Source organism: Klebsiella sp. CN_Kp106 (genome assembly GCF_040064575.1).
GTDB classification, from domain to species: Bacteria; Pseudomonadota; Gammaproteobacteria; order Enterobacterales; family Enterobacteriaceae; genus Klebsiella; species Klebsiella michiganensis.
In genome coordinates this window covers 59,269-72,191 of record NZ_JBEAIG010000049.1, presented here as the reverse complement: position 1 = coordinate 72,191, position 12,923 = coordinate 59,269, and the positions used below count along the sequence as shown (strand labels likewise).

Genomic DNA, 12,923 nt, shown 5'->3' with positions numbered 1-12,923 from the left:
AGCAGCGCAAAGTATGACGCGCATTTACCATTCGGCGACGCTACCATCCTCATGCCGCCACAACGGATTACGCCAGTCCGGCGCATTCTGACTTAATTCAATGACCCGCGCTTCATCGATTTCTACGCCAAGCCCGGGCTTCATTAATGGTTTAAAGAAACCGCCTTCCATATTGAAGTCGTCTTTATTTTTCACAAAGTCGAGTAATTCCGCGCCCTTGTTATAGTGAATGCCCATACTTTGCTCCTGGAAGACGGCGTTATAGGAGACAAAATCGACGTGCAGGCAGGCGGCAAGCGCAACAGGCCCCAGCGGGCAGTGCGGCGCCAGCGCCACGTCGTAGGCTTCGGCCATTCCGGCGATTTTATAGCACTCGGTAATACCGCCCGCGTGCGACAGATCGGGTTGGAGAATGGCCAGCCCACCGGCTTCCAGCACACGTTTAAACTCGAAGCGCGAGAACATGCGTTCGCCCGCCGCGATAGGAATCGAGGTTTGCGCCGCCAGCCGCGGATAATATTCCGCCTGCTCGGCAAGAACCGGCTCTTCAATAAACAGCGGGCGATATTGCTCCAGCTCTTTAATCAGCACCTTCGCCATTGGCGCGCTAACGCGGCCGTGAAAATCGAGACCGAACTCAATTTCATTGCCGAACGCTTCGCGAATTTGCGCGACGGTATTCACCGCCGCATCCACCGCGCGAGAATTATCGATCAGCCCCAGCTCTTCGCAGCCGTTTAATTTGAAGGTATCAAAACCAATACCGCGCAGCTTCTTGATGCCATCAATCACCTCTGCCGGACGGTCGCCGCCAACCCAGCTGTAGGCTTTGATTTTGTCACGCACCAGGCCGCCCATTAGCTGCCAGACCGGCGCGTTCAGCACTTTGCCTTTAATATCCCACAGCGCCTGGTCGATACCGGCGATGGCGCTCATTAAAATCGGGCCGCCGCGGTAAAAGCCCGCGCGGTACATCACCTGCCACAGGTCGTTAATCCGCGCCGGATCCTGGCCTATGAGATATTCGCCGAGCTCATGCACCGCCGCCTCTACGGTGCGCGCGCGCCCTTCAATCACGGGCTCGCCCCAGCCAACCACGCCTTCGTCGGTTTCAATTTTTAGAAACATCCAGCGCGGGGGTAAACGATACGTGGTGAGTTTGGTTATTTTCATTGCACTGCCTCTCGATACGCTTTAACAAATGCTGCCGCCTGCCGTTGGGTACGCTCTACGGATTGGCCAGCGCGATAGAGATCGCTGCCCAGCCCGGCACCGGTACAACCTGCTTTTATCCACTGCGCCAGATTTTCCGGCGTCACGCCGCCCACCGCAAAAACGGGCACCTCCGGCGGCAAAACGGCCTTTAGCGCTTTGATGTAGTCAGGGCCAAAAGCCGAAGATGGGAAGACTTTCAACGCCTGAGCCCCGGCGTCCAGAGCGGCGAACGCTTCCGTCGCCGTCGCGCATCCGGGACAAACCGTCATGCCGTAGCTCACCGCACGGCGAATGACCTCGGGCTGAATATTGGGCGTGACGATAAGCCTGCAGCCCATTAGGGCAAGCTGGTCCACCCGCTCTGCATTAAGCACGGTGCCCGCGCCAATCAGCGCCTTATCACCATAAGCCTCAACAACGGCGGGAATACTCTTTTCCCACTGCGGTGAGTTGAGCGGAATTTCAACGGCGTCGAAGCCGGCGTCGATCGCCGCCCCCACGTGCGCCAGCGCCTCTTCCGGCGTAATCCCGCGCAGGATAGCGATAAGCGGTAAGTTAGTTTGCCACTGCATGGATGATGCTCCTTATTCCTGTCTGAAATGCGTTGTCGCCCGACACCACGCTGGTCTGACGGCCAATGGCGCTCAGTGCCTGCTGATAGCGGTTCGCCAGCGTCTCGCCGGCGACAATGGTGACCTGCTGGTCGCGAAAGCGTTGGCTCAGGGTGGCGACTTCCGCGCCAATCAGCAGTCCCGACAGAAACTCGCCGACATGCGCGCGCGGCAGCGAACCCAGCACGTGTGAAGCGCGAACCTCAAAAAGCTGCGGCAGGATGTCTGGCGAATGCAGGCCGCGCTCAAGCCCGGCGTTAAACGCGTCAGGAGCGGAGACCTGCTCCGGTAACCCGGCGCCGACCAGCGAGTGGCGCAGCAGCAGGTGGTGAAGTTCGCCGGTCATCACCGTGCGAAAGTCGTTAATTTGTTGGCGGTCTGCCTGCACCCATTTGCAGTGGGTGCCGGGCATCACGTAGACGGAAGAAGGGGCTATCGCCCGCGCGCCGAGGAGCTGAGTCTCTTCGCCGCGCATCACATTATGGTTATCGTCGCGAGAGACGCTGAGTCCGGGAATAATCCAGACGTTGTCGCTAACGGCAGTTAATTGTTCACCAATGGCGGAGAAATGAACGGGAACCGGCAAGTAGGGTACCGCCTGCCAGCCGACGTTACTGCCGACCATTCCTGCCATCACCGCCGGGGTCGCGCCGTCGCGCCAGCCCCGGGTTATTTCGCTAAACACCGCGGCGGGGGAGTGTCCGTTCAGACGCGTGACGCCTGCTTCCGATTGCCTGCTCTCCAGACACCGTTCGCCCTGATAGAGCCAGGCGCGCAGGTTGGTCGATCCCCAGTCAATTGCGATGTAGCGAGATGTCATGTGATTTCCTTTAACCTTCGTGTCGAGCTGGCGATCATGGTGAGCGCCGCCTGCTCCGCCGCTTCGCTGTCCTGATGCCGGATGGCGTCAAACAGCGCCTTATGTTCCTGGAGCGTTTTCGGCATGTTGGCCTCATCGCCCATCCACGTTCTTTCAAATACCGCCCGCTGTAGCGAGCTGATCGCCACGTTGAGCTGCTGCAGAACCGGGTTATGCACCGACTGCAGCACCGCCTCGTGATAGCGAATATCCGCTTCGTTAAACGCTTCCCTGTCCTGGTTATTGGCGATCATGTCGTTGAGCGCTTCTTCTATTTGCGCCAGGTCGCTCGACGTCGCGCGCTCTGCCGCCCAGCGGGCGATCGCGGGTTCAACCAGGTTACGTACCTCGCTCATCGCGCTAATCAGCCGCGGGTCGTAATCACTCTCCAGCACCCACTGTAAAACGTCGGTGTCGAGATAATTCCACTGGTTGCGCGGGGTAACGAACGCGCCGCGATAGCGCTTCATTTCAATCAGCCGCTTAGCCATCAACGAACGGAACACTTCGCGAATGATATTGCGCGAGGTGGCAAACTCCTCACACAGGTCGGCTTCAGCGGGCAGCGCAGAGCCGGGAACGTATTTGCCGCTGACAATCTGCTTGCCCAGCGTGATGACGATGCGATCGGTTTTATTGAGAGTCATGGAAAGTCCTTGTGCTCTGGATGTCTCTCTACTTTACCGCGACAGGCGGTTTTAACCGCAACTTTGTAGTACTAACGCGATGTCACTCGTCATCGCCATGGACACAATGTAGTACAATACAAATATGTTGTACTACAATTTAGATCACAAAAACGACAATTCAGTTTGGAGATTTTGCGGCGGGGTAAACTCAGGGCATAAAAAAACCCGCGATAAACGCGGGTTTTTCAGAAAGAGAATTTTAGTTTAAGACATATTTTTCAATAGCATATGCCACACCGTCTTCCAGATTGGATTTGGTGATAAAGTTTGCCGCTTCTTTGACGGCCGGAATCGCGTTATCCATCGCCACGCCGACACCAGCGTATTCAATCATCGCGATGTCGTTTTCCTGATCGCCAATCGCCATCACCTCTTCCGGCTGGATGCCCAGCGCATCGGCCAGCGATTTCACGCCGGTACCTTTGGTGACGCGTTTATCAAGAATTTCAAGGAAGTACGGCGCGCTTTTCAGCACGGTGTACTTCTCTTTCACTTCAGCCGGAATGCGGGCGATAGCCTTGTCCAGAATCGCCGGCTCATCGATCATCATCACTTTCAGCAGCTGGATATTCGGATCCATCTTTTCGGCTTCGCAGAAGACCAGCGGGATCGTCGCCACGTAGGATTCATGTACCGTGTAATAGCTCACATCGCGGTTCGCGGTATACAGGGTGTTACGATCGAGTGCGTGGAAATGGGAGCCGACATCGCGGGCCAGCTGTTCCAGATAGCGGTAGTCGTCGTAGCCCAGCGCGGTTTGCGCAACGGTACTGCCGTCGCTCGCCTTCTGCACTAAAGCACCGTTATAGGTGATGCAGTAATCTCCAGGCTGCTCCATATGCAGTTCTTTCAGATAGCTGTGCACGCCAGCGTAAGGACGGCCGGTGGTCAGCACCACGTTGACGCCGCGTTCACGGGCTGCGGCAATCGCGGTTTTCACCGCAGGAGAGATAGTATGGTCAGGCAGCAGCAGCGTGCCGTCCATATCGATTGCAATCAGTTTAATAGCCATGAAATCCCCGGGTAAGATGAGTCCTTACTCATGCTAACGCGATTAAGCCCACAAAAATAGAGCTACATTGCGCAGCAGAACCCCCCCTTTTAGGCAAGATCCGGGGAACGGGGTCTTACTCGCGGGTGAGCACGATTTTGCCAAACGCACCGCGATCGAGGTGTTCAAGCGCCTGTGCAAGCTGGTTAAAGCGGTAACGGTGCTCAATCACCGGTTTCAGCCTGGTCACGTCAACGGCGCGGACAAAATCTTCCAGTGCGCGACGGTGCCCCACGCCAATACCTTGAATCACCGGGGATTTGAGCAACAGTTCGCCCGCGGGCAGCGAGATTTCACTGCCGGCCAGCACGCCGATGACCGAAATACGCCCATGAACCGCCACGGCGCGCAGGGAATGCCTCAGGTTCTCCCCGCCAACGGTTTCAATGATGTGGTCGATGCCGCGATCGTTCGTCAGTTCGTATATCCCTTCAGCCCAGTCGCCTTTAAGCCGGTTGATGCCATAATCGGCGCCGAGTTGTTTGGCCCGCGCCAGTTTTTCATCGCTCCCGGACGTGACAAAAACCTCTGCCCCCTGCGCTTTGGCAATTTGCAAAGCGAATATCGCCACACCGCCCGTGCCCTGCACCAGTACCGATTGCCCGGCGCGTAAATGACCGCGCTCCACCAGCGCGAACCATGCGGTAAGCCCGGCGCACGGTAACGTGCTGGCCTCTGCGTCATCCAGGGTTTCCGGGGCGGCCACCAGCCCGTTTTCATTCACAATCACGTACTCAGACAGCATGCCCTGGAAGTAACCGCCGGTCGTTTTATAGGGCAAAGTGCGGGCGTCCGCTGTTGGCCTACCGTCGATCCACTCCGGGAAAAAGGTCGAGATGACGCGAGCGCCGGGTGTGAAACGCGTGACGCCCTCGCCCGTGCTTTCCACCACTCCCGCCATATCGGACGCCGGCGTAAACGGGAAGGAAAGCGCAATCGGCATGGTGCCTTCAATGACCATTTTATCGCGATAGTTGAGCGCAACGGCGTTCACCCGTACGCAGACTTCACCCGGCCCTGGCTGCGGAACAGGCGCCTGGATGAGTTTGAGGTTGTCGCGCCCGAGGGCGTCCATGGACCAGCGTTGCATTGTCTCAGTCATTTTTTCTCTCCTGCCATTAAATAAGCTTCAGGAGCGACAGTCTACCGTTGACTCAAGGTCGCCAGTGGCGATAAGTTTTCCCATTATTGATGAAAGAAAAGATACAATCCATGACCGATACGCTGAAGGATATTCCGGTTTTTGTGGCCGCCGTTGAGGCTGGGAGTTTTGCTCAGGCCGCAATCCGTCTGCATTTGTCGCGTTCGGCGGTAGGAAAGAGCATCGCTCGCCTTGAGGAGCGACTGGGGGTACGTCTGTTTCAACGAACGACCCGCAGCCAGAGCCTGACCGACAACGGCGCCCTTTTTTATGAACACTGCCTGCGCGCGCTGGAGGAAATTCGGGGCGCAGAATCGCTGCTGGAAACGGGGAAACAGCAGGTCAGTGGCCGCCTGCGCGTGGCCATGCCGGTGCTGTTTGGCCGCCAGTGCGTCGCCCCGCTGCTGATCGCGCTGGCGCAGGAACATCCAGGCCTTGAGCTGGAGATGTCATTCAGCGATCGCGTGGTGGATCTCGTCGAGGAAGGGTTTGATATGGCGGTGCGTAACGGCACGCTTCAGGACAGCAGCGTTCTGGTCGCCAGAAGGCTGGGAGAACACCGCATGGTGCTGTGCGCCGCGCCGGATTATCTGCTGAAGAAGGGCACGCCGCAAAGCGTTGATGATTTACTCCATCATGCGGCCATTAACTATCTGCAGGCAGGCAGAGTGCTCTCCTGGCAGCTTATGGATAGCGAAGGTGCCTCGCCGCACACCTTCACTCCCCGTTCATCGCTCAATATGGATGATTTGCAGGCGATCTGCGATGCTGCGCTGGCCGGACACGGCATTGCATGGCTGCCCTGCTGGATGGTCAGCAAAGAAATTCATCAGGGAAAACTCGTTCCGCTGTTAAAGCAGGCGCCGGATGTGCGCTTCGACGTTCACGCGGTCTGGCAACAGACGCCGCATCTACCGCTGAGGGTGAGAATTGCCGTCGATACGCTCGCCAGCCGTTTACCGTCCATAATGTCGCTGGACAGGCCTGCGCCCACAAAAAAGCCGCACTAAACGCGCGGCCTGAGTATGGCGGTGTACGACGATTAAATATCGATGTTTGCCGCTTTGAGGGCGTTCTCTTCGATAAAGGCGCGACGCGGTTCAACGGCGTCCCCCATCAGGGTCGTGAACAGCTGGTCAGCGGCAATCGCGTCCTTGACGGTCACGCGTAGCATGCGGCGGCTGTCCGGATCCATGGTAGTTTCCCACAGCTGATCCGGGTTCATCTCACCAAGACCTTTATAGCGCTGGATAGAGAGTCCGCGACGGGACTCTTTCACCAGCCAGTCCAGCGCCTGTTCGAAGCTGGCCACCGGCTGACGACGTTCGCCGCGCTCAATAAAGGCATCGTCTTCAATCAAACCGCGCAGCGTTTCGCCCAGCGCGCAGATACGGTGGTATTCCGGCCCGGTGACAAACTCGTGATCCAGCGGGTAGTCGGTATCCACGCCGTGGGTACGCACGCGAACGATCGGCTCAAACTGCTGCAGCTCGGCGTTCTCGCGGACATCAAATTTCCACTGGCTGCCGTGCTGCTCTTTCTCGTTCAGCTCGCTCACCAGGGCGTTGATCCAGCGCGTTACGGTCTGCTCGTTCGCCAGGTCGGCCTCCGCCAGCGTCGGCTGATAGATAAGCTCTTTCAGCAGGGCTTTAGGATAACGACGTTCCATACGCGTAATCATTTTCTGCGTGGCGTTATACTCGGCAACCAGTCTCTCCAGCGGCTCGCCGGCTAAGGCCGGCGCGTTGGCGTTGGTATGCAAAGTGGCGCCATCCAGTGCGATGGAGATTTGGTACTGATCCATCGCTTCGTCGTCTTTAATGTACTGTTCCTGCTTGCCTTTCTTCACTTTGTACAGCGGCGGCTGGGCAATGTAGACGTGTCCGCGCTCAACGATTTCCGGCATCTGGCGATAGAAGAAGGTCAGCAGCAGCGTACGAATGTGCGAGCCGTCGACGTCCGCATCGGTCATGATGATGATGCTGTGGTAGCGCAGTTTGTCCGGATTGTACTCATCGCGGCCAATGCCGCAGCCCAGCGCGGTAATCAGCGTCGCCACTTCCTGAGACGCGAGCATTTTGTCAAAGCGCGCTTTCTCAACGTTAAGGATTTTACCTTTCAGCGGCAGAATCGCCTGGTTCTTACGGTTTCGCCCCTGTTTCGCAGAGCCGCCCGCAGAGTCCCCTTCCACTAAGTACAGTTCAGAGTGCGCGGGGTCGCGTTCCTGACAGTCCGCCAGCTTGCCCGGCAGGCCAGCCAGATCCAGCGCGCCTTTACGGCGAGTCATTTCACGCGCGCGACGTGCGGCTTCGCGCGCGCGCGCCGCGTCGATGATTTTACCGACCACGATTTTGGCGTCAGACGGGTTTTCCAGCAGGTATTCGTTCAGCAGTTCGTTCATCTGCTGTTCGACCGCCGATTTCACCTCGGAAGAGACCAGCTTGTCTTTGGTCTGCGAGGAGAATTTCGGATCCGGCACCTTCACGGAGACCACGGCAATCAGGCCTTCACGGGCATCGTCGCCGGTGGCGCTGACTTTCGCTTTTTTGCTATAGCCTTCTTTATCCATGTAGGCGTTCAGGGTACGGGTCATTGCCGCACGGAAGCCTGCAAGGTGGGTACCGCCGTCGCGCTGCGGAATGTTGTTGGTAAAGCAGTAGATGTTTTCCTGGAAACCATCGTTCCACTGCAGCGCAACTTCAACGCCGATGCCGTCTTTTTCGGTGGAGAAATAGAAGATATTCGGGTGGATCGGCGTTTTGTTTTTGTTCAGATATTCGACGAACGCTTTGATACCGCCTTCGTAGTGGAAATGATCTTCTTTACCGTCGCGCTTGTCGCGCAGGCGAATCGACACTCCGGAGTTCAGGAACGACAGCTCGCGCAGGCGTTTTGCCAGAATCTCGTATTCGAATTCGACCACGTTGGTAAAAGTTTCGTAGCTCGGCCAGAAGCGAACCATGGTGCCGGTTTTTTCGGTTTCGCCGGTAACCGCCAGCGGCGCCTGCGGCACGCCGTGGGCATAAATCTGACGGTGAATTTTGTTATCGCGCTGAATGACCAGCTCCAGCTTCTGCGACAGGGCGTTAACAACGGAAACGCCTACGCCATGCAGACCACCGGAAACTTTATACGAGTTATCATCGAATTTACCGCCCGCGTGCAGAACGGTCATGATCACTTCCGCCGCCGACACGCCCTCTTCCGGGTGAATACCGGTCGGAATACCGCGGCCGTCATCCTGTACGGAGACGGAGTTGTCGCTGTGGATAGTAACAACGATGTCTTTACAGTAACCTGCGAGCGCTTCGTCGATAGCGTTATCCACAACCTCGAATACCATGTGGTGCAGACCGGTGCCGTCATCCGTGTCGCCGATATACATACCCGGGCGCTTACGCACCGCATCCAGCCCTTTCAGGACTTTGATACTGGAGGAGTCATAAGAATTCGACATCAACGTTTCTCGCTCATTTCATCTTAGGTTAATCCGCTATTTTACCCTTTTCCACGGTAAACATCTTCGAATTTTCGTCCGACATGTCCATAACGTGTTCAGCGCTAATGGCGCTGACGAAAACCTGCGACTGCGTGGCTTTTAAGCGGCTGGCCAGCAGCCCGCGCCGCGCGTCGTCAAGTTCCGAGGCAAAATCATCTATCAGGTACAGGCAGCGCCGCCCGCTTTCACGGGTCAGAAACTCGCCTTGCGCCAGTCGTAGGGCGCACATCAGCAGCTTAAGCTGCCCGCGTGACAATGTATCCTCTACCGGCGCGCCGTCGGCACGAATGCGGAAATCCGCTTTGTGCGGGCCGTGGGCGGTATAGGTTAGCATGCGGTCGCGTTCGAAATTTCGCTCCAGCACCTCGGCATAATCCGTTTCTTTCTCCCAGCCGCGCTGGAAAGAGAAGGTGAGAGCAAACTCCGGTAAAAACTGCCGACAGGTATCCGCCATGTCTTCGACGATAGCGGCACTGTATTCGGCCCGCCAGCGGCTGATTTGCTCCGCCAGCGGTATCAGCTCCAGATCCCAGGGCCGCAGCTGCGCATAGCGGCTGACCTGACGCAGCGCGGCGTTGCGCTGCTTCACCAGGCGCTTCAGGTTGCTCCAGGCGGTAAAGAATCCGGCTTCGTTGTGGAAGCATCCCCAGTCAAGGAACGCTCTTCTGTATTTGGGGCCGCCGTTGAGTAAAGTAAACCCCTCGGGCGTAATCAGCTGCATCGGCATCAGGTGCGCCAGCTCCGCCACTTTATGCCCGTCGGTACCATCGATACGCACCTTGCTGTCGCCCTGCTTATCTTTTGTCAGGCCGATAGATACTTCTCGCTCTTCGCCCTGCAGGCGACCGTGCAGGACAAAGGACTCCTGCTCGTGGCGAATCACGCGGCCAATCTGCAAACTACGAAACGCCCGACCGTGGCCAAGCGTGTAGATAGCTTCAAGCACGCTGGTTTTGCCGCTGCCGTTGGCGCCAACCAGGAAGTTAAAGCCGGGGGATAAGGCGAGATCCGCATTTTCAATATTGCGGAAGTCTTTGATTAGAAGTCGGGATAGCGACATATCAGCTCGTCATCATTCAAGGGGCGTGGGTGTCGCAGCCAGTTCGTCTACCGCCAGCGCGCAGAAAGCGGAGCGTACACGAAGTACGTGAGCATTTCGAGCACTGCCGGAAGGCGAAATGGCAAGTAAACCAGCCCCTTTGCAGATTCTACAATCGCATAGGCATGACGACATAGGCTGCGGATTGAGAAGCCGCATCCTCAATCTGCACGCTCGACACGGAATCGGTCAGCAGGATACGCACATTCTCGCACTTCAGCGCGTTAAGCACATCCAGTACATAGCTGACGTTAAAGCCGATTTCCATCTCAGTCCCGGCATAGGTGACGTCCAGAATCTCTTCCGCTTCTTCCTGTTCCGGGTTATTGGCGGTGATTTTCAGCTGATTTTCACTGACGTAAAGGCGCACGCCGCGGAATTTTTCGTTAGAAAGAATCGCCGCGCGGGCAAAGGCCTGCTTGAGAATATCGCAGCCGGCGTCCAGGTGCTTATCCGGATTTTTCGGTAGTACGCGGCGATAGTCAGGGAAACGACCATCCACCAGCTTTGAAGTGAAGATAAAGTCGCCAACGTGAGCGCGGATATTGTTGCTGCCGATCTGCACGCGCAGCGGGGTATCGCCGCCGTCGAGCATACGCATCAGCTCAATCACACCTTTACGCGGTACGATCACCGAATGATTGGGCAGGGACTCTTCCAGCGGCATCGAGCAAACCGCCAGGCGGTGGCCGTCGGTCGCCACGGTGCGCAGTTCGCTGCCTTCGGTTTCAAACAGCATGCCGTTCAAGTAATAGCGAACGTCCTGGTGAGCCATCGAAAACTGCGTCGCCTCGATCAGGCGCTTCATGGTCGCCTGCGGCAGGGTAAATTCAACTTCGCTCTGCCAGTCATCAAGGTTGGGGAAATCCGCTGCAGGCAGCGTAGAGAGCGAGAAGCGGCTGCGACCGGAACGCACCAGCATACGCTCGCCTTCCAGCTGTACCGCAATCTCCGCGCCTTCAGGCAGGCCGCGGCAGATATCAAAAAATTTACGCGCCGGAACGGTTGTTGCTCCCGCTTCGTGCGGCTGAATCAGCGCAACGCGCGCGACCATTTCCATTTCCAGATCGGTACCGGTCAGCGACAGCGCGCCATCGGTAACCTGAAGGAGCAGGTTGCCAAGAATCGGTAGCGTCGGACGACCACCTAAAGGACCGCTCACCTGTTGCAGCGGTTTTAATAAATGTTCACGTTCTACGGTAAATTTCATAGCGTCACGAGGATAATGTTCTGATTAAATTGGAAAAATCTTCTTTGATATCGTGGCTTTCTTCACGCAGTTGCTCAATCTTACGGCAAGCGTGCAGGACGGTGGTATGGTCGCGGCCGCCAAACGCATCGCCGATTTCCGGCAGACTGTGGTTGGTCAGCTCTTTTGCCAGCGCCATCGCCATCTGGCGGGGGCGCGCCACCGAACGGGAGCGGCGTTTAGACAGCAGGTCCGCTACCTTAATTTTGTAATACTCCGCCACCGTCTTTTGAATATTGTCGATGGTGACCAGTTTTTCCTGTAAAGCCAACAGATCGCGCAGCGCTTCGCGTACGAAATCGATGGTGATCGCCCGGCCGGTAAAGTTGGCGTTGGCGATAACGCGGTTCAGCGCCCCTTCCAGCTCACGTACGTTAGAGCGCAGGCGCTTGGCAATGAAGAACGCCACTTCGCCCGGCAGGCGGATGTCGTTTTCATCGGCTTTTTTCATCAGGATCGCCACGCGGGTTTCCAGCTCAGGCGGCTCGATCGCAACCGTCAGCCCCCAGCCGAAGCGTGATTTCAGACGATCTTCAACCCCGTTGATCTCCTTCGGATAGCGATCCGACGTCAGGATGATCTGCTGATTGCCTTCCAGCAGGGCGTTAAAGGTGTGGAAAAACTCTTCCTGCGAGCGCTCTTTATTAGCAAAAAACTGAATGTCATCGATCAGCAGTGCGTCAACGGAGCGGTAATAGCGCTTAAATTCTTCAATGGCGTTGTTTTGCAGGGCTTTTACCATGTCCTGTACAAAACGCTCGGAGTGCATGTAAACCACTTTCGCATTGGGTTTACGCGCCACAATTCCGTTACCCACCGCATGTAAAAGGTGCGTTTTACCCAAGCCGGTGCCGCCATAAAGAAACAGCGGGTTGTACGCGCCGCCGGGATTATCCGCAACCTGACGCGCCGCCGCGCGAGCCAGCTGGTTGGATTTACCTTCGACGAAGTTATCAAACGTATGTTTGACGTTGACGTTAGAGCGGTAGGTCGGTTCTGCCGGCGCCGGAACGTTATCCCAGCCCGGACGCACGATAGTGGGCGCAACGCGCGCCGTCTGGATCTGCTGCGCAGGTGCTGCGGCCGCAACGCTTACCGTACCTCTCTGCATCTGAACGGCAGGCTTAGCGCCCACCTCAAACCGCAGCTGTGGGGCATCCGCACCGCAAAAATCATTGAGGAGTCCATTGATATTATTGAGGTATTTATCCCTTACCCAATCGAGCACAAAACGGTTTGGCGCATACAGTGCCAGCGTGTTATCGCTCAATTCCGCCTGCAAAGGGCGTATCCACATGCTGAATTCTGTGGCTGGTAACTCATCCTGCAATCGGGCAAGACACTGCTGCCAAAGCGAAAGTGACACGGCGGACTCCACTCGAACAAAAATCGATATATAAAGAGAAACTGAAACAATCGTGATTGTTGGCACACGTCGACAAGACCCTGCATAGCCGAAAAGCCCCTGCACAAAAGGGGTGACGTGCGAACCGCTATCTGCGGTTATTAC

General features: G+C 56.8%; 11 protein-coding genes. 1 reads left to right on the top strand and 10 read right to left on the bottom strand.

The window, feature by feature from the left end; genetic code table 11:
- Positions 1-24: 24 nt before the first annotated feature.
- The 6 genes from dgoD to ABLU96_RS15315 all read right to left on the bottom strand — a co-directional run bounded on the left by dgoD (position 25) and on the right by ABLU96_RS15315 (position 5,527).
- Positions 25-1,173, bottom strand: coding sequence for a galactonate dehydratase (gene dgoD, locus ABLU96_RS15340; protein ID WP_025107562.1), 1,149 nt, complete (start codon positions 1,171-1,173; stop codon positions 25-27).
- Positions 1,170-1,787, bottom strand: coding sequence for a 2-dehydro-3-deoxy-6-phosphogalactonate aldolase (locus tag ABLU96_RS15335; protein WP_032751804.1), 618 nt, complete (start codon positions 1,785-1,787; stop codon positions 1,170-1,172). The genes dgoD and ABLU96_RS15335 overlap by 4 nt, the downstream gene beginning before the upstream one ends.
- Positions 1,771-2,646, bottom strand: a complete 876-nt coding sequence (locus ABLU96_RS15330; protein ID WP_064375116.1) for a 2-dehydro-3-deoxygalactonokinase — start codon at positions 2,644-2,646, stop codon at positions 1,771-1,773. Before ABLU96_RS15330 ends, ABLU96_RS15335 begins: the two co-directional genes overlap by 17 nt.
- A complete protein-coding gene (dgoR, locus tag ABLU96_RS15325) occupies positions 2,643-3,332 on the bottom strand; it encodes a D-galactonate utilization transcriptional regulator DgoR (RefSeq protein WP_014227332.1) in 690 nt (229 codons plus the stop codon). Before dgoR ends, ABLU96_RS15330 begins: the two co-directional genes overlap by 4 nt.
- Before the next feature lie 241 nt (positions 3,333-3,573).
- On the bottom strand, positions 3,574-4,386 hold the full coding sequence (gene yidA / locus ABLU96_RS15320; protein ID WP_004855697.1) for a sugar-phosphatase: 813 nt from the start codon (positions 4,384-4,386) through the stop codon (positions 3,574-3,576).
- Between the two features lie 115 nt (positions 4,387-4,501).
- Positions 4,502-5,527 carry an NAD(P)-dependent alcohol dehydrogenase gene (locus ABLU96_RS15315; RefSeq protein ID WP_046877119.1) on the bottom strand — a complete coding sequence of 342 codons (1,026 nt, stop codon included), beginning with the start codon at positions 5,525-5,527 and terminating at the stop codon, positions 4,502-4,504.
- Positions 5,528-5,637: 110 nt separating this feature from the next.
- On the opposite strand from ABLU96_RS15315, the gene ABLU96_RS15310 reads away from it, so the two are divergent.
- On the top strand, positions 5,638-6,576 hold the full coding sequence (locus ABLU96_RS15310) for a LysR family transcriptional regulator (protein ID WP_348862596.1): 939 nt from the start codon (positions 5,638-5,640) through the stop codon (positions 6,574-6,576).
- A 32-nt stretch (positions 6,577-6,608) separates the two neighbouring features.
- Here the strand turns inward: ABLU96_RS15310 and gyrB are convergent, their stop codons facing one another.
- From gyrB to dnaA, 4 genes are all read right to left on the bottom strand, one after another.
- On the bottom strand, positions 6,609-9,023 hold the full coding sequence (gyrB, locus tag ABLU96_RS15305) for a DNA topoisomerase (ATP-hydrolyzing) subunit B (protein WP_004126944.1): 2,415 nt from the start codon (positions 9,021-9,023) through the stop codon (positions 6,609-6,611).
- A gap of 28 nt (positions 9,024-9,051) precedes the next feature.
- A complete protein-coding gene (gene recF / locus ABLU96_RS15300) occupies positions 9,052-10,125 on the bottom strand; it encodes a DNA replication/repair protein RecF (protein ID WP_004126948.1) in 1,074 nt (357 codons plus the stop codon).
- A 148-nt stretch (positions 10,126-10,273) separates the two neighbouring features.
- Positions 10,274-11,374: a DNA polymerase III subunit beta gene (dnaN, locus tag ABLU96_RS15295; protein ID WP_004107206.1), complete on the bottom strand. Its 1,101-nt coding sequence runs from the start codon at positions 11,372-11,374 to the stop codon at positions 10,274-10,276.
- A gap of 4 nt (positions 11,375-11,378) precedes the next feature.
- A complete protein-coding gene (gene dnaA, locus ABLU96_RS15290; RefSeq protein WP_004871826.1) occupies positions 11,379-12,779 on the bottom strand; it encodes a chromosomal replication initiator protein DnaA in 1,401 nt (466 codons plus the stop codon).
- Positions 12,780-12,923 lie beyond the last annotated feature (144 nt).